19 protein-coding genes and 1 pseudogene are annotated in these 22,355 nt (G+C 37.6%); 13 read left to right on the top strand and 7 right to left on the bottom strand.

Annotation, left to right across the window (positions count from 1 at the left end; genetic code table 11):
- Positions 1-136: 136 nt before the first annotated feature.
- From DQL14_RS08090 to DQL14_RS08080, 5 genes and pseudogenes are all read left to right on the top strand, one after another.
- On the top strand, positions 137-2,686 hold the full coding sequence (locus tag DQL14_RS08090) for a DEAD/DEAH box helicase family protein (protein ID WP_231952850.1): 2,550 nt from the start codon (positions 137-139) through the stop codon (positions 2,684-2,686).
- A complete protein-coding gene (locus tag DQL14_RS08910) occupies positions 2,680-2,832 on the top strand; it encodes a hypothetical protein (protein ID WP_231952848.1) in 153 nt (50 codons plus the stop codon). Before DQL14_RS08090 ends, DQL14_RS08910 begins: the two co-directional genes overlap by 7 nt.
- Positions 2,798-2,878, top strand: a pseudogene (locus DQL14_RS08905) (hypothetical protein); the annotation flags it as partial. The gene DQL14_RS08910 and the pseudogene DQL14_RS08905, both read left to right, overlap by 35 nt.
- A gap of 255 nt (positions 2,879-3,133) precedes the next feature.
- A complete protein-coding gene (locus tag DQL14_RS08085; protein WP_414973497.1) occupies positions 3,134-4,399 on the top strand; it encodes a site-specific DNA-methyltransferase in 1,266 nt (421 codons plus the stop codon).
- Between the two features lie 111 nt (positions 4,400-4,510).
- On the top strand, positions 4,511-5,374 hold the full coding sequence (locus tag DQL14_RS08080; RefSeq protein ID WP_162296895.1) for a DNA/RNA non-specific endonuclease: 864 nt from the start codon (positions 4,511-4,513) through the stop codon (positions 5,372-5,374).
- Positions 5,375-5,555: 181 nt separating this feature from the next.
- On the opposite strand, the gene DQL14_RS08075 is transcribed toward DQL14_RS08080, so the two are convergent.
- From DQL14_RS08075 to DQL14_RS08065, 3 genes are read right to left on the bottom strand one after another with little or no spacing between them, the layout of a single operon-like run.
- Positions 5,556-6,383: a prephenate dehydrogenase gene (locus DQL14_RS08075; RefSeq protein ID WP_108169356.1), complete on the bottom strand. Its 828-nt coding sequence runs from the start codon at positions 6,381-6,383 to the stop codon at positions 5,556-5,558.
- 9 nt (positions 6,384-6,392) lie between these two features.
- A complete protein-coding gene (gene lon, locus DQL14_RS08070) occupies positions 6,393-8,870 on the bottom strand; it encodes an endopeptidase La (RefSeq protein ID WP_108169355.1) in 2,478 nt (825 codons plus the stop codon).
- 41 nt (positions 8,871-8,911) lie between these two features.
- The gene (locus tag DQL14_RS08065) at positions 8,912-9,574 is read right to left on the bottom strand and encodes an outer membrane protein assembly factor BamD (protein ID WP_024751417.1); all 663 of its coding nucleotides are present in this window, start codon (positions 9,572-9,574) and stop codon (positions 8,912-8,914) included.
- A 414-nt stretch (positions 9,575-9,988) separates the two neighbouring features.
- Between DQL14_RS08065 and fliW the strand changes: the two genes are divergently transcribed.
- The gene (gene fliW / locus DQL14_RS08060; protein WP_050841227.1) at positions 9,989-10,378 is read left to right on the top strand and encodes a flagellar assembly protein FliW; all 390 of its coding nucleotides are present in this window, start codon (positions 9,989-9,991) and stop codon (positions 10,376-10,378) included.
- Here the strand turns inward: fliW and DQL14_RS08885 are convergent.
- Entirely contained in the window at positions 10,339-10,542 is a 204-nt protein-coding gene (locus DQL14_RS08885; RefSeq protein WP_108169354.1) for a flavoprotein oxidoreductase, read from the bottom strand. The genes fliW and DQL14_RS08885 overlap by 40 nt on opposite strands.
- Before the next feature lie 17 nt (positions 10,543-10,559).
- On the opposite strand from DQL14_RS08885, the gene fabZ reads away from it, so the two are divergent.
- Genes fabZ through mreC form a run of 5 tightly spaced genes read left to right on the top strand, consistent with a single transcriptional unit; the run spans position 10,560 to position 15,038 of the window.
- Complete coding sequence (gene fabZ, locus DQL14_RS08050; RefSeq protein WP_108169353.1) at positions 10,560-11,039, top strand: 3-hydroxyacyl-ACP dehydratase FabZ; 480 nt, start codon at positions 10,560-10,562, stop codon at positions 11,037-11,039.
- Positions 11,040-11,041: 2 nt separating this feature from the next.
- On the top strand, positions 11,042-11,854 hold the full coding sequence (gene lpxA / locus DQL14_RS08045) for an acyl-ACP--UDP-N-acetylglucosamine O-acyltransferase (RefSeq protein ID WP_108169352.1): 813 nt from the start codon (positions 11,042-11,044) through the stop codon (positions 11,852-11,854).
- Between the two features lies 1 nt (position 11,855).
- Complete coding sequence (gene clpX, locus DQL14_RS08040) at positions 11,856-13,202, top strand: ATP-dependent protease ATP-binding subunit ClpX (protein WP_108169351.1); 1,347 nt, start codon at positions 11,856-11,858, stop codon at positions 13,200-13,202.
- A 42-nt stretch (positions 13,203-13,244) separates the two neighbouring features.
- Positions 13,245-14,288, top strand: a complete 1,044-nt coding sequence (locus DQL14_RS08035; protein WP_000577744.1) for a rod shape-determining protein — start codon at positions 13,245-13,247, stop codon at positions 14,286-14,288.
- A gap of 3 nt (positions 14,289-14,291) precedes the next feature.
- Positions 14,292-15,038 carry a rod shape-determining protein MreC gene (mreC, locus tag DQL14_RS08030; protein WP_108169350.1) on the top strand — a complete coding sequence of 249 codons (747 nt, stop codon included), beginning with the start codon at positions 14,292-14,294 and terminating at the stop codon, positions 15,036-15,038.
- Between the two features lie 50 nt (positions 15,039-15,088).
- Here the strand turns inward: mreC and DQL14_RS08025 are convergent, their stop codons facing one another.
- The 3 genes from DQL14_RS08025 to DQL14_RS08790 are packed head-to-tail and all read right to left on the bottom strand — an operon-like array spanning position 15,089 to position 20,473.
- Positions 15,089-18,001 (bottom strand): DEAD/DEAH box helicase family protein, encoded by a 2,913-nt coding sequence (locus DQL14_RS08025; protein ID WP_108169349.1) that lies wholly within the window; start codon positions 17,999-18,001, stop codon positions 15,089-15,091.
- 10 nt (positions 18,002-18,011) lie between these two features.
- Positions 18,012-19,034 carry a site-specific DNA-methyltransferase gene (locus tag DQL14_RS08795; protein WP_269459361.1) on the bottom strand — a complete coding sequence of 341 codons (1,023 nt, stop codon included), beginning with the start codon at positions 19,032-19,034 and terminating at the stop codon, positions 18,012-18,014.
- 8 nt (positions 19,035-19,042) lie between these two features.
- Positions 19,043-20,473 (bottom strand): DNA methyltransferase, encoded by a 1,431-nt coding sequence (locus DQL14_RS08790; RefSeq protein WP_197710648.1) that lies wholly within the window; start codon positions 20,471-20,473, stop codon positions 19,043-19,045.
- A 70-nt stretch (positions 20,474-20,543) separates the two neighbouring features.
- On the opposite strand from DQL14_RS08790, the gene crdR reads away from it, so the two are divergent.
- The gene (gene crdR, locus DQL14_RS08015; RefSeq protein ID WP_001169788.1) at positions 20,544-21,185 is read left to right on the top strand and encodes a copper response regulator transcription factor CrdR; all 642 of its coding nucleotides are present in this window, start codon (positions 20,544-20,546) and stop codon (positions 21,183-21,185) included.
- Positions 21,151-22,353, top strand: coding sequence for a copper-sensing histidine kinase CrdS (gene crdS / locus DQL14_RS08010; RefSeq protein ID WP_108169347.1), 1,203 nt, complete (start codon positions 21,151-21,153; stop codon positions 22,351-22,353). The genes crdR and crdS overlap by 35 nt, the downstream gene beginning before the upstream one ends.
- Positions 22,354-22,355 lie beyond the last annotated feature (2 nt).

The following is a 22,355-nucleotide window of genomic DNA, read 5'->3' as shown; positions in this document are numbered from 1 at the left end:
GATTTTAAAGGCTTTATTCCATTAAATATTAAAACTAAAACTTTATTTGATTTTAATTTAATTGTTCGCTAGCGCTTCTAAAGTCAATCTCAAAACTTTACGCTATAATTTCCTCACTTTTTCATTAAGGGATTTCATGCAAGATTCATTCACTCAAGGTTACCCCCCCCCCCCCCCCCAATCAGCACTAAAATATCACGCACCCAATAACGCTCTCAATAGAGGAATAGAGCTACCCACCCACATCACCAGTAATTTAAAAAACGAGCTTAGAGATTATCAAAAAAAAGCGATATGTAATTATTTAGAAAAACGACAATCCAACCCAACTCAAAAGCATTTCATGTTTGAAATGGCCACCGGTAGCGGTAAAACCTTAGTGATGGCGGGTTTGATTTTAGAATGCTGCAAGCAAGGCTATCAAAATTTTATCTTTTTTGTGAATAGCACCAGCATTTTAGAAAAAACGAAATTGAATTTCACAGACAGCGCCTCATCAAAATACCTTTTTAGTGAAAATATCAATATCAATGATGAAAACACAGAAATTAAAAGCATCAATAATTTAAACGAGAGCCACAACGGCGCTATCAACATTTATTTCAGCACCATTCAAGGCTTGTTTTCATTATTCACTAAAGCTAAGGAAAACGCTATCACCATAGAGGATTTAAAAGATCAGAAATTGGTTTTTTTAGCGGATGAAGCGCACCATTTAAACACAGAGACTAAAAAGAAATTAAATGATAGTGAGGCTAGTGAAAAACGCAATTGGGAAAGCGTGGTGAAATTAGCGCTAGAACAAAATAAAGACAATTTATTGCTGGAATTTAGCGCCACTATCCCTAAAGAAAAAAGCGTTGAAGAAAAATATAAAAACTTAAAGGTGGCAACTTACACCTTAAAAGAATTTAGCGAAGATAAATTTTGCAAAAACATTTATTCCCTTTCCTATGAAAATAAAGAATTAGAAACACGCTTTTTAGGGGCATGCGTTTCCAGTTTGTATAAAGAATTATTAGCCCAACACCATAATATTGAAAACTTTAAACCATGCATTTTGTTTAAAAGCGAGAGAATTGAAGACAGCAAGGAAAATCAAGAGCGCTTCAACGCCTTTTTAGAAAATTTAAGCCCTTTAGATTTAGAAAATTTTTTCCATTACAGCCACAACGCTTTTTTTAAAGACGCTAAAAACTTTTTTGACAAGCAAAAATACACCCCTAACCTTACCGCATTCTTGCAAACGAAATTCAAAAAAAGCACCCAGATTAACACCAATAACGAAAAAGAATTAGAAAAGAGCATGCTTTTATTGAACTCCCTAGAAGACAGAGACAACCCTAAAAGAGTGATTTTTAGCGTGGATAAGCTCAATGAAGGTTGGGATGTGTTAAATTTGTTTGACATTGTCAGGCTTAAAAATAAAGCGAGCCAAAAAGACACCATTAAAGACGCCCAGCTCATAGGGCGAGGAGCGAGATACTACCCCTTTAGCTACAACGATTTCAAGCCAAGCCGCATAGAGTTTTACCAACGCAAGTTTGATTTTTCCAACCCCTTAAGCGCGTTAGAAAGGTTAGACTACCATGCCGTTTATGACAGCGAGTTTATCGCTAAATTAAACAACGAGTTACAAGATTTAGGATTAGGGTTTGTAAATGAAAAACAGACTATCCCTTTAACGCCCACCAAGCGTTTCAAATGCTACTATGCGAGCAATACAAAAGACAAGAAGAAAAACCTATTCAATAAAGACTATTCAGACCCTGTTGAAGCCACACTCCAAAGTTTGCATGTCCCCTTATTTGTTTTTGATGTGCGTGAAAAGCAAGTGGATTTTAAAGAAGAAAATAAAGGCGATAAAACTTATTATATACCCCACACCTTAGATAAAATCCCTATAAATTATTTTTTAAAAGCCCTTAATTTAAAAAACCTGGATTTCAAGACGCTTAAAAAAGCCTTTACAAAACATCCCTTTAACAATAAAGTGGGATTTATAGAGCGGTATGTCTCTTCATTAAAAACAAACTTCCATAAAGACCAAAAGTTTGACGACAATAAAAACCTTTTAAAACTCGCTGTTTATATCATTGAAAACTTAAAAGACACGCTTTTAAAAGAGCAAGATAAATACGAGATGAGCGCACTAGAATTGAAAGAATTTGAAACGCATAATAAAAGCCTTAGCGCTAGCGAATGGGAAAAAGGCATTCCCTTTTACGAATGGCTGCTTTTTAAAGACATGCGAAAACTAGACAGCGATTTAGAAAGGGATTTTTTAAATTTCATCAACGATAATAAAGAGATTTTAGACAAGAAATTCAAAGAATGGTGCGTTTTAAGGAATGACCATTTCACTGAATTAAAAGTTTTTTGCAATATAGAAAATAGCCCTTATTACGCGCAAGGTTTTGAGCCGGATTTTATCCTTTTTGCCCAAACGCATAGCGATGAATTTTTAGGCTTCACTTGTTACATGGAAGCTAAAGGCGAACATTTAGAGCCTTCTAGTGCTTGGAAAAAAGAATTTTTAGAAATGCTAGAAAACGCCGCACTTAAAAGCCATAACAAAAAACTCCATTTAAAAGGCTTGCCGTTTTTCACGCTCCATAATAATAAAGTAGTAAATGACGAATTTGCAACCGCTTTCAATCAAATTTTTAAGGATCAAAAATGTTAAAAAACCCGCTAAAAACCCTACTAGATATTTTAATCAATCGTTTCACTAAAGAGCGCTTAGTAACTTTAATCCTACAGAATGATGAAAAGCTTTTAACTTTCATGCTTGAGCATGAAAACGCTGACGACCAAAAACGCTTTTTTTAAAATTATCGCTAATTCGCTTGTATTCAATCAAAAAGCGTTATTGGAATGTTTAGAAACAAAAGAATTAGATCGCTCTTTCACACGATTTGAAAATAAAATAGGCTTATATCCACAAGGAAATCCTAAGCGTCCTATAAAATCCAGCGAATTAGTCGTTTTGAATTTCCCTTTTAAAGACAATGTTTTACTGGGTAGTGCTAAAGATAACAGCACCAAATCTAACGAGCTTTTTTACCATGAGGTATTGCATAAAAAAGAAATTGACACGCTTTTAAAGAAAAAGGCGTTGTGCCGTTTTGAAATGCATGGAGAAGGCGATTTAGAAAACGCTTTAAAAGATAAGAACACAAACTACCTTATCAAAGGCAACAATTTGATCGCTCTTCATTCTTTAAAAAAGAAATTCGCTAAAAAAGTGAAATGCATCTACATTGACCCCCCTTATAATACCGGTAATGACAGCTTTAATTACAACGATAATTTCAACCACAGCTCATGGCTAGTGTTTATGAAAAACAGGCTTGAAGCGGCTAGGGAGTTTTTAAGCGATGATGGGAGTATTTATATTAATTTAGATTATAATGAAGTGCATTATTGTAAGGTGTTAATGGGCGAAATTTTTAAACGAGAAAATTTCAGAAGTGAAATTATATGGAGAATGGGTTTTTTATCGGGCTACAAAACGGTTGCAAAAAAATATATAAGAAACCATGATACAATTTTATTTTATTCTAAAAGTGATAATTATCTTTTTAATAAGACTTATATAGAAAATAAAGATTTTTTACAGCTATTAACAAAAAATGAAGTGCAAAATGCTTTTAAAAAATTTTCTTTTCCACAAGAAAAAGTAGATGATTTTTTAACTTTTATAAATCATGAAAATAGAGGTGAAAAATATCCATTAGAAGATACATGGAATAGTAATAAGTGGGATAAATTAAATTCAATTGCTATTGATAGTTCAGTTTCAAGAGTTGATGAAACTATAGTAATTGATGATGAAAATTTTAAAGGTCAAAAACCAGAAAGTTTAATTCAAAGAATCTTAGAGGTCTCTACCAACGAAAACGACCTCGTGTTAGATTTTTTTGCTGGGAGCGGGACGACTTGCGCGGTGGCGCACAAAATGAAACGCCGTTACATCGGCATCGAGCAAATGGACTATATAGAAACGATCACCAAAGAAAGGTTAAAAAAAGTCATAGAGGGCGAGCAAGGGGGCATTTCTAAAAAATGCGATTTTAAGGGGGGCGGGAGTTTTGTCTATGCTGAATTGAAAGAAGTGAATTTAGAAATTAAAAAACAAATCCTTAACGCTAACAGCGCGAGTGAATGCCTAAAAATCTTTAACGATCTTAATGAGCGTTTTTTAAAACGCGCCGATTGTAAAATTGGTGAAATCCATAGCGAAGAGTTCCAAAATTTAGATTTAAACGAGCAAAAAAGGATTTGTTGCGTGCTTTTAGACTCTAACGAAGACTATTTGAACTTGGGCGATATTGACGAAGACGTATGGGGGATAGATAAGATCACTAAAAAATACAATGAAATTTTTTATTCTTAAATTCAATCATTCAATGCGCGCTATTTAACGCATCAAAACCTATTTAGTGGGTAAAAACAAACGATTAAAAATATTATTGTAGTATTCAAGCCAACCAACAAGGAGCAAAACATGAAAACCTTTAAAAACCTTCTCTGTTTTAGCCTGATCGCTATGAGTTGGCTCCAAGCGGACATGTTGGATAATTTCACTAAGGCTATTAACAGTTACACCGCTAAAAAACTTAATGAAATCAAGGATCAAGTCAATAGCGCTAACCCCACTAAAAATCGCAATACCGCTTATAACGCTAATGGCATGCTCACTAACATTGATTGTAAGGTCTTAAAAAATAACTTTTATTCGGTGTGTTATTCTAGCGAGTTAAAAAACCCTATTTATGGCGTGAGCGTGTTGTTTGGGGATTTAGTGGATAAAAATAATATTGAAAAACGCTATGAGTTTAAGACGGACACACGATTAGCCAAATACCAACAAGCCACGACACAAGATTACACCAGAAGCGGTTTTGATAGGGGGCATTTTGTGGCGAATGACGCTTCTTTTGATTTTGCGTCTAACCCTTTAAGAGAGACTTACAGAATGACTAATATCACCCCTGAAGCCAAAAACACCAACAGGCATTCTGTTTTATTAGTAGAAAAAGAGGGCCGTAATTTGGCCAGGAAATACCATCAAGTTTTAGTAGAAGAACTCACCATCATCAAACAAGGTTATAGGACTTTTAGCTCTAAAAACATCGCTATCCCTAGCGGATTTTGGTACCACTATGATACAAGTCTAACGGACAGCTATGAAAACGCTAAAAGCGAATGTTTTTATATCCCTAATGACAACCAAAACTATCCCTTACAAGAAATGAGAAGAGATTGTAAAGAATATGAGCGGGTTGAAAAGCAGGTGGTTTTTAAGAACAATAAAAACAATGAGTTGAATGAATTGCCTAAGTATCTTAACAACGCTAAGAAGTATTAAAACTAAAATGCCTATAAAAACACCGGTATTTTTGATAAAAAGGTTTAAGGAATCAAATCCCTAAACGGCTAAAATTGGTTTTTGTTGGAAGCGTTTCATAGGTGTTGGAGAATGGGATAAAAACGATTATTACCTGCTTCTCGCAACTCTAAAAACAACAATACGCAAATTTTAAATTATTTTACATGAACTCCTGGAGTTTGTTCGCTTGCGCCATCCATTCTGAAAGGCTTTCATAATCGTTATTTTCTATCCAAGCCTTAGCTTGCGCGATTTCTTTTTCGCATTTTTCAATCGCTTCTAAGACATTGTCTCGGTTTTGTTTGAAAATATCTTTCCACATTAAAGGCGAGCTTTTAGACAGACGGCTCATATCCCTAAAACCCCCACCCGCTAAAGATAAAATCATCTCTGGATCGTTTTGCTTTAAAACGCTATTGGCTAAAGCGTAGCTCAAAACATGGGGTAAATGGCTGATATAAGCCACATGGGTGTCATGCTCGTTGGATTTCATTTTAATCAAGCGCGCTTTAATGCCTAAAAAGATTTCTTTAGCGAGCTCTACTTGCTTGGTCCCTGAATCTTCTAAATCGCACAATATCACCAAAGCGTTTTCATACAGTCCCTTAACGCTCGCTTTAGGGCCATAAAACTCTGTCCCGCACATGGGGTGCGCGGCGATGAAATTTTGACGAATGCTTTTAGGGATATTGCGAATGATTTGCGCTTTAGCGCCCCCTAAATCAATAATCGTTGCGCTTTTTTTAACGGGAGTCATTTTTTTCAAACATTCAATGATGCCCTCAACCGGAATGGCCAAAAAAATCACATCGCATTCTAAAATCTTTTCAAATTCCACGCATTCATCTACAAGCCCCAAAGTCAAAGCCAATTTAGCATGCAAAGCGTTATGATCATAGCCTGTAACGCTTTTAAAACGCCCCCATTCTTGCAAGGCCAGCCCTAAACTCCCCCCCATAAGCCCTAAACCAATAATGCCTGCTTTCATGCCAAATTTTTAAAGCAAAGTTTTTTCTAACACTTCAGCGATGTTTTTCACCGCAACGATGTTTAAATTCTCTCGCACTTCAGCAGGGATCTCGTCTAAATCCCTTTCGTAATTTTTGACAGGAATGAGAGCGGTTTTAATGCCGGCTTTAAAAGCGGCGATCAATTTTTCTTTCAACCCTCCTATGGGTAAAACTTCCCCGCTCAAAGTCAATTCGCCCGTCATTGCCACTTCGCTTCTTGTAGCCCTATCGCACAAAATGCTCGCCATCACGCTCGCCATAGCGATCCCAGCGCTCGGGCCATCTTTGGGCGTAGCCCCCTCAGGGACATGCAAATGCAAATCATAAGCGTTATAAACTTTCAGCGCTTTTTTCTTTTTCTTATTCTCTGCATCGGTTTCGCTAGGGATTTTAGGCGCTTTTAAGGTTTCGTTATCCAATAAGACTTTGACAACAGAAAAGGCAATAATGGCGGATTCTTTCATCACATCGCCTAAACTCCCAGTGAGTTTCAATTCCCCCTTGCCTCTAATCTTAAGCGCTTCAATTTTAAGCACATCACCGCCCACTGGAGTCCATGCCAAACCATTGACAATACCGATTTTATTTTCTCCATCTATGGGGTCAATTTCAAACACCATGCGTTCTAAATACTCTTTAATGTTGTTAGGCGTGATAGAGATGCAGAAATCTTTGTTCTCGCCTTTTTGATCTTCGCTTTTTTTATCTTCGCCTTTTTTGGTCCGCCCTTTTTTGTGCGGGTTATCTTCTAGGTATTTTAAAGCTACTTTACGCATAATCGTTGCGATCTGTCTTCGTAAATCCCTAACGCCCGCTTCTCTGGTGTATTTTTCAATAATGAGTTTCAAACACTCATGGCTAATATCCACTTCGCTAGGCTTTAAGGCGTGCTTTTCTAATTCTTGGGGGATGAGGTAGTTTTTAGCGATCTCTTCTTTTTCGCTAGGCGTGTAGCTGGACACGCTGATAAATTCCATTCTGTCTCTTAAAGGGGCTGGGATTCTGTCAATATTATTAGCGGTAGCGATAAAAATCACTTGCGACAAATCAATGCTGAAATTCGCATAATGATCCCTAAAAGCGGTATTTTGCTCAGGGTCTAAGATCTCTAATAAAGCGCTCGCTGGATCACCCCTAACGCTCCTATCCACCTTATCAATTTCATCTAAAACCATGACCGGATTCATCTTTTTGGCTTCAATAAGCCCTTGGACAATGCGCCCGGGCATTGAGCCTATGTAAGTGCGTCTGTGCCCTCTTAATTCATTCACATCTTCTAAGCCCCCTAAAGCGATCCGAACTAAAGGGCGCTCTATCGCTTTAGCAATGGAATTAGCCAAACTCGTTTTACCCACGCCAGGAGGCCCATAAAAGCATAAAATCGTGCCTTTAGCTTTGTCTTTTTTTTCTGGCTTTTTCTTGTGGCGCATTTCTAAAAGCTGCATGGTGGCAAAGTATTCTACAATGCGCTCTTTAGGCCTTTTTAAGGAATAATGATCCTTGTCTAGTTGTTCTCTCACATGCTTAATGTCAAGCGCTTTTTTCCCATATTGCCCAAAAGGCACATCTAACATGGTTTCAATGTAATTTTGTAAAGTCGCGCTATCAGAGCTGTCCGCATGGGTTCGGCTCAGTCGGTCAATTTGCTTTTTAATCTCCTTAAACGCTTCTTCTTTTAAAAAAGGCTTGATGTTTTCTAGTTTTTGGTAGTATTGGTTTAAATCTTCATCTCGCTGTTTGTCTGTGCCAAGCTCTTTTTGGATTTGTTTGAGCTGCTCTTTTAAGAAATATTCCTTATTGGTTTGCTCCATTTTTTGATGGACTTTGGATTTGATTTCTTTTTGGAGCTTTTGGGTTTTAGTCTCTTCTATCACAATATCAATCAAATCCAACAAGCGCTGTTCGGTGTTGTTGTTGGCAAAAAGAGAATACGCTTGATCTTTTTTTAAATGCAAGGCTGCCGCGATTAAATCAGCGATGCGGTTAGGATCGTCATTGTCTTCTAAAGCCTTGATCAAATCCGGAGGAAAGAGTGAGCTGACATTGGCTAGAGTGATCACCTTTTCTTTTAACACTTCCACGATCGCTTGAATGTTTTCTTTATCGTATTCTAAATATTCAATAGGGCTTATTTGAGCTTCTAAAAAGCCCTGCTCGTTTTCTTTAGCAGGCTCTAAAATACGCCCCTTAGCGATGCCATTAAAGAGCAATTTCACGCGCCCATTAGGCATGTTGGCTTCACGCATAATAGATCCAATCACCCCCACATCATAATAAGGGGCTTCATTGTCATTCAATTTGTCTTTTTGGCATGCAATAAAGACTAACGATTTATTGTTTTTAGCGTAAGCCACCGCCTTGATGCTGGCGTTATTTTGCAAAAAAATAGGGGCTATCATAAAGGGGTATAAAAAAGTGTCTTCTTCTACCAATAAAGGCAGAATTTTAGGAAAATCTTCAGTCATTTTTCATCTCTCTGTTATAATGTGTATGGTTTTGAAATATCCTACCAATCAAAAATTAACACATACCAAGGCATGTGCGATGGTTTGGGTTTAGTCTCTTTTTCTAAAGTCTCATCTATCCTTTCTAAATAGCGTTTCACGCCCTCAGGCTTGTGGCGTTTTTTATAGACATTCGCGATCGCGCGATTGAGCTCATTTTGCCCTAAAATGAATTTGATTTGCATGTATTCTACATAGGGGCGGTAACGGCTGTTAGGGTATTTTTCTATAAATTCGCCTAAACTCACAATAGAATTAGAAATAAATTCCTGGTCTTTAGAATGGTTTTTGAAAGCGTAATAATGCGATTGCAATTTCAAAAAAGTCAAATAATCCACATTGTCTTTCGTCCCAAAGCGCTTGATGTATTCATCAAAGTAAAAAGACGCCAAAACATACTCTTTCTTTTTCATGTGCGCTTGCCCTAAAGCTAGCATCGCTTCTGGGACAAGGGGGGAATTGATGTGTTCGCTCTGTAAAGAAGAATAGTAATTGTCCGCTGTTTCTAAATTAGCAAAAAGGATTTCTCTCAAAATCCCTTGATACCAAAAGATCGCCGGTTTGTTGTATTCGTCTTTTTTTTTCTTTTTGTTCGCACAACCGGTGCTTATAACAATGATTGCCATTGTGATAAAAAGGAAAGTTTTAAAATGTTTTAAACGCATGCCACCTGTCTTATAAAATTAAATTTTTGAATAACTCATGGTTATTTTTTCTTATCTTTCTTATTCCCACCGATTCCCACCGAATAATGTCAGAACCATTTCTCCAATCAAGCACACCGCACCAAAAACATTCCACCCAGTGCTGTAATGAGATTTGCTGGGATTATTTTTCTTGATTTGTGGTTTTATTTTGCTCATTTCTTACTCCTTATTATATTTTATAATGATTCGGTTAAACTTCCATCATGGTTAAGTTATTGGGATTATATCCAAAACTAGCGAAAATTGATTTTACCAAAATTGTTTGATATAATACAGAGTTTAGTTTAGAAATCATTGAGCGCTGGTTTTAAGGCGGTCTTTTATTCTTTAAGGAGAAGATTTTGTGCTTTTTTAAAGGGAATGCAATCGCCTATGATTTTTGATGTGAAAGCGCCTATTTTGGGGTTTGAAACCATTCATAAAATGCGTTTGCAAAAGATTGATGAAGTCTTTTTGCGTTTGAATAGCGCAGAAGAGAATTCCGTGGTGTCTTTCACGCTGGTCAATCCCTTTGCTTTAAGAAAATACGAATTTGAAGTGCCTACCCCCTTAAAAATCCTTTTAGAATTAGAGGGAGCCAAGAGCGTTCTAGTCGCTAATATCATGGTCGTTCAAACCCCCATTGAGCTTTCCACCGTGAATTATTTAGCCCCTTTAATTTTCAATTTGGACAAGCAACTCATGGGGCAAGTGGTTTTGGATTCTAACAAATACCCACACTATCATTTAAGAGAGAATATTCTAAGCCACACGCATGAATGATGCATGAATAATGCATGAGCGGTGTCTGTGTAAAGCGTTTCTTGAAGCTTATGGCGCAATGCATCGGTGTTTTTGCAAATACAAGCGAGCGGTTTTCTTATGGTATAATAGCGGTTATTTTTTAGAATAACCAACGCTAAAAACAGCGCTTTAATTGAATCCAAAACAAGGAGTTTATTTTATGGAACAAAATCATCAAAACTTACAATCTCAATTTTTTATAGAGCATATCTTACAGATTTTACCTCACCGCTATCCCATGCTCTTAGTGGATAGAATTACAGAGTTACAAGCCAATAAAAAAATTGCCGCTTATAAGAATATCACTTTTAATGAAGATGTGTTTAACGGGCATTTCCCTAATAAGCCCATTTTCCCGGGCGTTTTGATCGTAGAGGGCATGGCGCAAACGGGAGGGTTTTTAGCCTTCACTAGCTTGTGGGGGTTTGACCCTGAAATAGCCAAAACAAAAATCGTGTATTTCATGACGATTGATAAGGTTAAATTCCGCATTCCTGTAACCCCAGGCGACAGATTAGAATACCATTTAGAAGTCTTAAAGCATAAAGGCATGATTTGGCAAGTGGGCGGCACGGCTCAAGTGGATGGCAAAGTGGTCGCTGAAGCCGAATTGAAAGCCATGATCGCAGAAAGAGAATAAAAATGAGTAAGATTGCAAAAACAGCCATCATTTCTCCTAAAGCAGAGATAGGCAAGGGCGTAGAAATTGGGGAATTTTGCGTTATTGGGGATCACATCAAGCTCAATGATGGCGTGAAACTCCATAACAATGTAACCTTACAAGGGCATACTTTCATCGGGAAAAACACCGAAATTTTCCCTTTTGCCGTGCTAGGCACACAGCCTCAAGATTTAAAATATAAGGGCGAATACAGCGAACTGATTATTGGAGAAGACAACCTTATTCGGGAATTTTGCATGATAAATCCCGGCACTGAAGGGGGGATTAAAAAAACCATTATTGGGGATAAAAACCTGCTCATGGCTTATGTGCATGTCGCTCATGATTGCGTGATTGGCAGTCATTGCATTTTGGCTAATGGCGTAACTTTAGCAGGGCATATTGAAATAGGCGATTATGTCAATATTGGCGGTCTTACCGCAATCCATCAGTTTGTGCGTATCGCTAAAGGGTGCATGATAGCCGGTAAGAGCGCTTTAGGCAAAGATGTGCCTCCTTATTGCACCGTAGAGGGCAATCGCGCTTTTATTAGGGGGCTAAACCGCCACCGGATGCGCCAATTGCTAGAGAGTAAGGATATTGATTTCATCCATGCACTTTATAAAAGATTGTTTAGCCCTATCCCCTCCTTAAGAGAGAGCGCTAAATTAGAATTAGAAGAGCATGCCAATAACCCTTTTGTGAAAGAGATTTGCTCTTTTATTTTAGAGAGTTCTAGGGGCGTGGCGTATAAGTCAAGCGAATATTCTAGCGAAGAAAAACAAGAGGAATAACATGAACGAAACGCTTTATTGCAGTTTTTGCAAAAAACCAGAATCCAGAGATCCCAAAAAACGCCGCATTATTTTTGCGAGCAACCTGAGTAAAGATGTGTGCGTGTGCGAATATTGTATAGATGTGATGCATGGGGAATTGCACAAATACGACAGAATGGATTCTTTATTGGCGCTCAAAAGAGACCGATTAAGAAGAATGGAATCCAGTGCTTATGAAGAAGAGTTTTTGCTCTCTCACATTCCAGCCCCTAAAGAGCTTAAGGCGGTTTTAGACAATTATGTGATAGGCCAAGAGCAGGCTAAAAAGGTTTTTTCCGTAGCCGTGTATAACCATTACAAACGCTTATCTTTTAAAGAAAAACTCAAAAAACAAGACAACCAAGACAGCGATTTAGAGTTAGAACATTTAGAAGAAGTGGAGTTGAGCAAGTCTAATATTTTATTGATCGGCCCTACAGGGTCGGGCAAAACTTTAATGGCGCAAACTCTCGCCAAGCATTTGGATATTCCTATCGCCATTAGCGATGCGACTAGCCTGACTGAAGCGGGCTATGTGGGCGAAGACGTGGAAAATATCCTTACAAGATTGTTGCAAGCGAGCGATTGGAATGTTCAAAAAGCCCAAAAAGGCATTGTGTTTATTGATGAGATTGATAAAATCAGCCGTTTGTCAGAAAACCGCTCCATCACTAGAGATGTTTCTGGCGAGGGCGTTCAGCAAGCGTTGTTGAAAATCGTTGAAGGCTCTTTAGTGAATATCCCCCCCAAAGGCGGCAGAAAGCACCCTGAGGGCAATTTCATTCAAATTGACACGAGCGACATTTTATTCATTTGCGCTGGAGCGTTTGATGGGTTAGCGGAAATCATTAAAAAACGCACCACGCAAAATGTGTTGGGTTTCACTCAAGAAAAGATGAGCAAAAAAGAGCAAGAAGCGATTTTGCATTTAGTCCAAACCCATGATTTGGTAACTTATGGGCTTATCCCTGAGCTTATCGGCCGTTTGCCGGTTTTAAGCACGCTAGATAGTATCAGTTTAGAAGCGATGGTGGATATTTTGCAAAAACCTAAAAACGCTCTCATCAAGCAATACCAGCAACTTTTCAAAATGGATGAAGTGGATTTGATTTTTGAAGAAGAAGCCATTAAAGAAATCGCTCAACTCGCATTAGAAAGAAAAACCGGGGCTAGGGGCTTAAGGGCGATCATTGAAGATTTTTGTTTGGATATTATGTTTGATTTACCCAAGCTTAAAGGATCGGAAGTGCGTATCACCAAAGATTGTGTTTTAAAACAGGCTGAACCTTTGATCATTGCTAAAACGCATTCTAAAATTCTTCCTTAAGGAACACGCTTATAAATTTAACGATAAAGGATTGGAAAGGGCATGATTTTTAGCAAATTAATCGGTTTGTTTTCGCATGATATTGCCATAGATTTAGGCACGGCTAACACGATCGTGTTGGTCAAAGGGCAGGGCATTATTATCAATGAGCCTTCTATTGTGGCGGTGCGCATGGGATTGTTTGATTCTAAAGCTTATGACATTTTGGCAGTGGGGAGCGAGGCTAAGGAAATGCTAGGCAAAACCCCTAACAGCATCAGAGCGATTCGCCCCATGAAAGATGGCGTGATCGCCGATTATGACATTACCGCTAAAATGATCCGCTACTTTATTGAAAAAGCGCACAAACGAAAAACATGGATTCGCCCGCGCATCATGGTGTGCGTGCCTTATGGGTTGACAAGCGTGGAAAGGAATGCGGTTAAAGAGAGCGCTTTAAGCGCGGGGGCTAGAGAAGTCTTTTTGATTGAAGAGCCTATGGCAGCCGCGATTGGAGCAGGCTTGCCAGTCAAAGAGCCTCAAGGGAGTTTGATCGTGGATATTGGCGGTGGCACGACTGAAATTGGTGTGATTAGCCTAGGAGGGCTAGTCATTTCTAAAAGCATTAGAGTGGCCGGGGATAAATTGGATCAAAGCATCGTGGAATATATTCGCAAGAAATTCAATCTGTTGATAGGGGAGCGCACCGGCGAAGAGATTAAGATTGAAATCGGGTGCGCGATCAAATTGGATCCGCCTCTTACCATGGAAGTGTCAGGGAGGGATCAAGTGAGCGGGTTGTTGCACACGATTGAATTGAGCTCTGATGATGTGTTTGAAGCCATTAAAGATCAAGTGAGAGAAATCTCTAGCGCTTTAAGGAGCGTGCTTGAAGAAGTGAAGCCGGATTTGGCTAAAGACATTGTGCAAAATGGCGTGGTGCTTACCGGCGGTGGGGCTTTGATTAAGGGCTTAGACAAGTATTTAAGCGATATGGTTAAGCTCCCTGTGTATGTGGGCGATGAGCCTTTATTGGCGGTAGCCAAAGGCACAGGAGAAGCCATACAAGATTTGGATTTACTCAGCCGTGTGGGTTTTAGTGAATAATGCATGCGTTTTTATTTTAAATTCCTTTGGCTTTTAGGGATTTTTCTTATTTTTTATTTTTTAGACATTAAAGGCAGTTCTTCTTATATCAGCGACAGGGTTAAAAACGCCTTGATGAACGCTAAAAACAGCTTAGCAGACAACATTCAAGCGTATTTTTTTCAAGCCAAAAACATTAAGGAATTTCAAAAAGAACGCTTGATTTTAGAAGCTTTAAAACTAGAAAACGCTGATTTGAAAGAGCGTTTGAACAGCGTTTATCCTTTAGAAAATCCAAAAATGATCTATTCCCCTACTTTTATGACTTCATTCATCAGTTTAGAAGACACGCGCAGCGTTTCTCTCAACCCTATTGTGAATTTAGAAGAAAATAAGATTTATGGCCTTGTTTCTCACAATCAAGCCATAGGCATTGCCGTGCTGGAAAAAGGGCGCTTGAATGGGTTTTTGAACGCCCACAAGCGCTGCGCTTATAGCGTGATGATAGGCAAAAATCAAGTGTTAGGCTTTATAGGATCTAATTTTAGGCAAGAATTAGTCGTAGATTTCATTGTCCCAAGCGCTGAAATTAACATAGGCGATCAAGTGCTAACGAGTGGGCTAGATGGGATTTTTGGAGCGGGGGTGTTTGTGGGCGAAGTTTCAAGCGTTGAAGATCATTACACTTATAAAAGCGCGGTATTAAAAAACGCTTTTCTAAGCGAAGCCAAACTTTTAAGGCATGTGTTTTTGAGCGATGTGAAAAACTAGCGCTCTATTCAAGGCTAATTCAAGCGCGTTTTTAACCCCTTTCAATAAAACTAGGCTAATTGTTTTAGAAAAAAATCTTTTAATTCCCCTTCTTTAATCCAATCATCTCTATAACGCTCCCCCACATCATCCTTATTTCCATAAAATTTTAAAACCACTTTGATTTTGAGATTGGGATCGTTTTTAGGGTTAAAAATTTTATCTTTAAAAAGTTGATACGCATCTGCCTTATGTTCGTAATCAGTGTGTTTGCTCCCTTTAGGGTCAATGAAGCAAATGATCTGCGTGCCGCCTTTTTCTAGCCAAAAGATAAAATCAGGGAAAAATTTCCTTTCTGTAGCGTTGTCTATATAAGGGATAAACAAATGGTCTAAATGCTCATCAATCTTGCTGAACGCCCAAAAATCATAGTTTTCTTGCAGCGTTTTTATGGTTTCAGTTTCTTGCAACTCTTCTAAAAAATCGCTCTCGCTCTTTACTTTAACCACATGCTTAAGCCAATCGCAGTTTTTGGCTTTAATTAAAGGGGTGTAGTAATGCTCTTTGAGTTTTAACAGCTCTGCTTCATCAACTTCAAATGTTCTGTCTTGTTTGTGTTTGTCTATATTATCAATGTCAATCTCGCCTTGCGCGATTTTTTTGATTAGAGTTTCTTTATTCAAAGGCGCATACTCTTTCACTTCCTGGATGGTTTGAATCAATTTTTCTTTTTTATCCGCCCTAACTTTAACCCTTTTAAAATGCACGATTTTCTCATTATCTAGGGCGTTAAACTCGTCTTTAGGCACTTTTTGATTGGGGTATAGCTTGCCTTTAATTTCAGAAATCATGTAATCTAAATCTTTATAATGCCAAGTTGATACCTTTTTAAAATGCGCTGTTTGTATCAAATCTTTTAACAGCGTGTAATCTTTAGGGTTATAAATTTCATGCTTTAAAATAAAATGCTTTTCACTCATTAAATGAAAATACTCTTTTAAATCCTTAAAATTTTTTGTGCTCATTTTAAACGAAGCGCTTTCAGGAAGTTTAAGAATGCTTGTTTGTTCTTTTCGGTAGCAAGGCACGAATAAGGCGTGTTTTATGGGCGTTTTTTCTAATTTGATTTCACGCCAAGAGCCTCTATTCTCACCCTTATTTTCGCTCTCTTTTTGGAACTTTAAAATCGCTTCAAGGCTTGCATAATTAGTGGGTACCACAAAAAGCGTTTCTAACATTGCAGCGTTTGGTTTCAAGGCTTTTTTAATGGCTCCATCTATTTCTAAATACGCTAACCTTTGGCGTTGGTTTTTGACGCTTTCAATCCTTACACCCCTGCCAAAAGATTGTTTCACCAGCTTTTTAGCGTCATCATCAAGTCCTATATTTAAAAATAAAATCACGCTAGGCCTTGTGCTATCCCACCCGGTTTCAAAAGTGCGAGACCCCACTAAGATATTGATACTGCTCTTATCAATCTGGCTGAAATAGCTTTCTTCTTTAAAGCTTAAATTCTTGCTCACCACCTTCACGCTCTTTAATTTTTCACAAATCCATTCGGTAATATCGCCAATTCTAATCAAGCAAAAGACTTTATCGCTTGTGTTGAGCTTGAAAGCGATTTCTTGGTTGTTTTTAGGGTTAATGATCACTTCAATATGCCCGTTGTTAGCGTAAAAAACTTCTTCTTTTAAGCCTTTAAAATCCATGCTCTTTAAGCCCTCTTTAAAAACCTTAACCTTATAGCCTTTATCTTTGTCATCGCTAAAAAGAAATTCCGGATTCTTTAATTCCTCTAATAAATCTTCTTTAGCTTTTAAAAAATCGCTTCCATCGTCATTTTCAATCACGCGCGCTAAAGTTTTAAAAAAGATTTCCGCATCGCTGTTTTTAACATTCACAGAATGCGTGAACACGAGCATTAAAGGGTCGTAAAAATAGCCTTCTGTTTTATAGCGTTTTTGCATGCCTAAAAGCAATAACGCTTTTAAAAGAGCGATTTCTTTTTCCCTATCGTTTAAATCTTTTAATTCCTTAAAAGCGTTTAAGTTGTTTTTCTTCAATAAAACAGACTCTTTGCCATAGCCAAGCTTCACCCACTCGCCCACGCTTAAATTATACACCGCAGTGATGAGATCGCTCTCTTCGGTGAAAGTGGCGCTGAAATTGAATAAAAACCCTTTTAAAGACAGCAAGCTAAAAATGGCTTGTCTTTTGCTTTCAGACTTGTTCCCCTTATGCGCTTCATCTAAAATCACATAGTTTTCCCCATTATCCCAATAATCCTTATAATTTAAAAGGTTTTCCTTGCTTTCTTCATCATTCATTAAATCCGCGCGGTAATAAAAAAGAGCGATTTTTTCTATGAAAGAACCTTTTGGAGCGTGATAAAAATCTTTATGGGTAACGCTTTTAAGGCTTTTGAAATCAATTTGTTTAAAATAGTCCTTACCCCGGTTGTATTTTTCAATTTCTTTTTCAAATTGCTTGATTAAATTTTCATTCGCGCTAAAAAACATGATATTTTTCTTAGGGATCAAACCCATTCTTATAGCCACGCTTAAAAGCTCTACCAGTTTGATAATGACGATCGTTTTACCGCTCCCTGTGGCCATGTAAAAGGCTAGGCGGTTGATGAAATTTTCAAAACGCACGCAATGATTTTCTACCTTAAAATGGCTCTTTAATAAAGGATTGAGTTTCTTTTTAGCGAAATCGCAATGAGCGAATGAATAATGTTTTTGGTAAAACGCGTAAAATTCTTTTTTATTCTCTTTGAAATCTCTAAAATAAGCAACAAGCATTCTAAAAGCGTTAATCAAAGCTTGCTGTTGGTAATCTAAAAGCTCCTTATTGCTATCAAAGCTTTTAAAGTCTAGCATTTCTAATGGCTCGTTAATCTCGTTAGCGTTCAATTCGTCTTCAGCGAGTTTTTGAGCGACAAAAATTTCATTATCGGTGGTTAAATCTTTTTTCTTTGCCATGATTTTCTCCTTACCAAATGAGCGCTTCTTTTAAGGCTTTTAAAATCTCTACTTCTTTATCATTCCCTTTAAATTTCACCACCTTTTCATTGAAAAACTCCACTCCAACGCCGTGTAAATTTTCCAAAGTCTCTTTAATATCCACGCCCATTTTTTCTAGCGCTTCTACATTGAGCGTGTAAGATTCGTTTTTGCACTCCACTAAATCGCTGTATTGTTCATCATAAGCTAAGGGTTTGTCATTGTCTTCATACTTGATTTTTCTTAAAATCTCTTCATAGCTTTCTAACGCATAGACTTTGATTACCCCACCCCCATTAAATTCTTTAGCCGCACCGCTTTTAAAACCGCCGATAACCTTTTTAAGGCGAGGCAAAATCACGCTCTCAAAGTGCTCCCCCATTTCAATACCGATATACTTCCTTTTCATTTTGTGCGCCACCGTGCAAGTCGTCCCGCTCCCAGCGAAAAAATCGCACACGAGATCGTTTTCTTTTGTGGAAATTTCTAAAATGCGTTGGAGTAGGGCTTCGGGTTTGGGGGTGTCAAAAAGTTTTACATTATTAAAGAGAGCTAGCAATTGTTTTGTGGCGTCTTGATTATGTCCTACTTCTGTATATTTCCATATTGTTAAAGGTGTTGTGCCTTGCTTGACTTCACTTAAAAAGCGTTTCAAACTAGGAACATTGTCTCCATTTCTTCCAAAATAAATACGATTATCATCTACAAGTTTTTGAAAATTTTCTTTTGAAGTCATCCAACACCGCCCTTTTGGTGGCGTTACAACTTTTCCACTTGGTGTAGTGATAGGATAATCATAACTCGCCATATAAGTTTTTACCAAACAATCACTAGGTTTCCACGCACCCCTTTCATCGTTATCTAAATTTTTATAGCGTGCATTCATCTCGCTTGTGCGTGGTAATAAATTAGGCCGCCAAATTCCTTTATCCTTAGCATATAGTAAAATAAAATCGTGGTTATCAGAGAACCATTTCGCATCATTTTGTGGAGAATACTTTTTTTCCCAAATAATCGTATTTACAAAGTTATCACCCCCCCCCCCCCCCCATTAAACACTTCGTCCATGAGCGCTTTTAAATACGCCTGTTCGTTGTCATCAATGCTCACAAACATCACGCCTTTATTATTCAATAGAGCGTGTGCAAGCTCTAGGCGGTTTTCCATCATAGCCAGCCAGCTGGAGCGTTTGAAATTATCCGCATAAACAAATTCATTGTTTTGCGTGTTGTAAGGCGGATCAATATAAATGCAATCAATGGCTTCTTTATAGCGGTTTTTGAGAGAGTTTAGGGCTTGGTAGTTTTCGCTTTTAATGAGCGTGCCATTGATTTCATCTTCATTGAATTGGCTTTTAATCTCTTCTTCTAAATCTTTAAAATAAATAGTGTCTAGGGGCAAGAACTCATTTTCTAAAAGATTGTCTGTGGTTTTTAAATTCAAGTCTTGCCATTCTTTAACTTGTTTAGGGTAGTTTGGATGGCTTGTGATTTTACTCAAATCGTAGTTTTTAGCTTTTAATTGATCTAGGCTCACAATGAAATGCGAGTTCAATACAAAGCGGGGTTTGTTCCAAATCTTACAAAGTTCGTTTTCAAATTCGCTCACTAATACAATCACTTGCAACGCCACTTCCTTAATGGTGTTGATTTCATTAAGGCGTTTTAAATCAAATGCAGTCATTTCTTTAAAAAGGTATTCAAACAGATACAAATCCAACTGCTCTTCTAAAAACCCTAGCGCGTTTTTATGAATGAAATAATCCATACTGCCTTGCTTTTTGAATTTCACAAACGCTTTTTTTAAAATTTCTTCATCAAGTTTGACGCCTTGATTGAAACATTCTTTGAGAATTTCATTCGTTTTGGTTTGAGTCCCCTTGCTGCTGAGTGTAACGCTAAAATTTAGGGTGTTAGTTTTTGTGTCTGTATCTTTTAGATTAAAAACCAGATCCACTTTTTCATTATATTTTTTGCTTTCTAGCAAAGAAGTGTCAAAGTTAAAAAGAATGCCCTCTAATTCAAAGCAAAAATCCTTATAAATCGTTTCGCTTTTCACGTAATAAAGATCTTTAGTTTTATAAAATAAGGCGGTGTCTTTTTTAAGGGAGCATTTTTCATAATCGCTTTTAGTATAAAGGCTGTCATAAAGGGGCGTGTCGTTGAAATAAATCCCTCCATTAGCGCTCAAATAACGCTTGAAAAAGCTATAGAGTTTGTCAAACAATTCTTCTTTGAGATCGTTGTTGTTTTGGCATTTACAATCAATGAGTTTTTTTAATTTTTGTTTTTTTCTTTGATAATACTGGCTTTTAGCTTTCATGAGATTGATCATGCCATTTTTCATTGCTCTAGGGGTAGGATCTAAAAGGCTTTCTTGCTTGTCTTCAATCTTAACGCCTATGAAAAGGTTTTCTAAAACTTCATAAAATTGCACTTCGTTCGTTTTCATTATAACGCTCCTTAAAAAACATGAAAAAGTATTATAACAAAGCCCGCTCATTAAGCGCTACAATACCCCCATGCAAAAAAAGATTTTTTTACTAGAAGACGATTACCTTTTAAGCGAGAGCGTTAAGGAGTTTTTAGAGCATTTGGGCTATGAAGTGTTTTGCGCTTTTAACGGGAAAGAAGCTTATGAAAGGCTCTCGGTTGAGCGCTTCAACCTCTTGCTTTTAGACGTGCAAGTGCCTGAAATGAATAGCTTGGAATTGTTTAAGCGCATCAAAAACGATTTTTTAATCTCTACGCCTGTGATTTTTATCACCGCCTTACAGGATAACGCTACCTTAAAAAACGCTTTTAATTTAGGAGCGAGCGATTATTTGAAAAAGCCTTTTGATTTAGACGAATTGGAAGCGCGCATTAAAAGGTTTTTCAATGATGATCCTATAGAAATCATGCCTAACATTTTTTACCACCAAAATTGCTTGAGTGTCAGGGGCAAAAAAGAGATCTTGCCGCCCAAAACCGCCCAACTTTTAGAATACTTTTTAGAACATAAAGGGCAAATCATTAGCTCTCAAGCGTTAGAAAATAACTTATGGGAGCAGGCTATTGATGATTCCACCTTACGCACTTATATTAAGGTGTTGCGTAAGCTCTTGGGGAAAGATTGTATAGAAACGCATAAGGGGGTGGGCTATCGCTTTAACCCACTATGAAAAAAAATCCCTCAAACTCTTTTTAGGGACTTATTTGGGCTCTTCGTTTGTGTTGATGCTAGTGATTAGCGTTTTAGCGTTTAACTATGAAAAAAACGAAAAAATCAAAATGATACGCATGGACATGGACAAAATGGCCTCTAAGATCGCTAGCGAAGTGATTGCCTTGCACATGCAAACGCATGGGGATTATCAAAACGCTTTAAACGCTCTCATTTCACGCTATAAAGACGCTTCCATAGCTCTTTTTGATAGTAAAAAGCGCATTTTGTATTCTAATATCCCTGAAAGTGCCAATTTGATTAAAAACCATAAAGAAGCGGGCTTTTTTAGTTTTAGGGGAGAGTATTACCTGTTTAGCGATGAAACTTTCGCCCACTTGGGCGTGGCTAAAATGCTTTTTAAAAATTCTAAACCCCTTCATTTTTCTTCCTTGTATCGTAACATCGTTTTAGTGTTTGTCGTAGCGTTTTTATGCGTGATAGGGGTTTCTGTGTTTTTGGGGCGTTTGTTTTTAAAGCCCATTAGGAATGAAATCACCCGTATTGATCATTTTTTAAAAAACACCACGCATGAATTAAACACCCCCATGAGCGCTTTAGTCTTGTCTTTAAAAACCTTAGAAGACAACCAACAACACCGCCGCATTAAAATCGCTATCCAGCGCATGAGTTTTTTATACCACTCGCTCTCGTATTTAGTGATGCAAGACATTGAGCGCGAATCCCTTGTGCTTTTAGATTTAAAAGCCCTAATTATTAAAGAAAACACGCTTTTTAGCGAGATGATAGACTACCACAAGTTGGAATTTAAAAGCGATTTAGTGGGAGTGGAATTTAAGGCTAAAGAGCAGGATTTCCTTTCGCTTTATAGCAATTTGCTCATGAACGCGATCAAATACAGCGTCATGCATGGGTATATCCACATAGAGCTAACGCATGCATTTTTGAAAGTGAAAAATTTAGGGTATGAAATCCCTAAAGACAAGATCGCAGAATTAAGCGTTCGTTACGCGCGTTTCAATTCTAGCGTGTTGGGTTATGGTATAGGGTTAGATTTAGTGAAAAAAGTGTGCGAAAAGTATAAAATGCGTTTAGAAATTCATAGCGAACCCTCTTTAAAAGGATCGTTTTACGAAAATTCGTTTTGCGTTCAATTTCAAGGATAAAG

It is taken from the genome of Helicobacter pylori NCTC 11637 = CCUG 17874 = ATCC 43504 = JCM 12093 (genome assembly GCF_900478295.1).
Lineage (GTDB): Bacteria > Campylobacterota > Campylobacteria > Campylobacterales > Helicobacteraceae > Helicobacter > Helicobacter pylori.
Note: the sequence above shows the minus strand (reverse complement) of the source record. Positions and strands in the feature narration are given on the sequence as shown.

Excerpts from the sequence above, each read along its gene's own strand:
- DQL14_RS08090 (WP_231952850.1), top strand. The coding sequence starts at position 137 with ATGCAAGATTCATTCACTCAAGGTTACCCCCCCCCCCCCCCCCAATCA.
- DQL14_RS08910 (WP_231952848.1), top strand. The coding sequence starts at position 2,680 with ATGTTAAAAAACCCGCTAAAAACCCTACTAGATATTTTAATCAATCGT.
- DQL14_RS08085 (WP_414973497.1), top strand. The coding sequence starts at position 3,134 with ATGCATGGAGAAGGCGATTTAGAAAACGCTTTAAAAGATAAGAACACA.
- DQL14_RS08080 (WP_162296895.1), top strand. The coding sequence starts at position 4,511 with ATGAAAACCTTTAAAAACCTTCTCTGTTTTAGCCTGATCGCTATGAGT.
- DQL14_RS08075 (WP_108169356.1), bottom strand. The coding sequence starts at position 6,383 with ATGAAAGCAGGCATTATTGGTTTAGGGCTTATGGGGGGGAGTTTAGGG.
- lon (WP_108169355.1), bottom strand. The coding sequence starts at position 8,870 with ATGACTGAAGATTTTCCTAAAATTCTGCCTTTATTGGTAGAAGAAGAC.
- DQL14_RS08065 (WP_024751417.1), bottom strand. The coding sequence starts at position 9,574 with ATGCGTTTAAAACATTTTAAAACTTTCCTTTTTATCACAATGGCAATC.
- fliW (WP_050841227.1), top strand. The coding sequence starts at position 9,989 with ATGATTTTTGATGTGAAAGCGCCTATTTTGGGGTTTGAAACCATTCAT.
- fabZ (WP_108169353.1), top strand. The coding sequence starts at position 10,560 with ATGGAACAAAATCATCAAAACTTACAATCTCAATTTTTTATAGAGCAT.
- lpxA (WP_108169352.1), top strand. The coding sequence starts at position 11,042 with ATGAGTAAGATTGCAAAAACAGCCATCATTTCTCCTAAAGCAGAGATA.
- clpX (WP_108169351.1), top strand. The coding sequence starts at position 11,856 with ATGAACGAAACGCTTTATTGCAGTTTTTGCAAAAAACCAGAATCCAGA.
- DQL14_RS08035 (WP_000577744.1), top strand. The coding sequence starts at position 13,245 with ATGATTTTTAGCAAATTAATCGGTTTGTTTTCGCATGATATTGCCATA.
- mreC (WP_108169350.1), top strand. The coding sequence starts at position 14,292 with ATGCGTTTTTATTTTAAATTCCTTTGGCTTTTAGGGATTTTTCTTATT.
- DQL14_RS08025 (WP_108169349.1), bottom strand. The coding sequence starts at position 18,001 with ATGGCAAAGAAAAAAGATTTAACCACCGATAATGAAATTTTTGTCGCT.
- DQL14_RS08790 (WP_197710648.1), bottom strand. The coding sequence starts at position 20,473 with ATGAAAACGAACGAAGTGCAATTTTATGAAGTTTTAGAAAACCTTTTC.
- crdR (WP_001169788.1), top strand. The coding sequence starts at position 20,544 with ATGCAAAAAAAGATTTTTTTACTAGAAGACGATTACCTTTTAAGCGAG.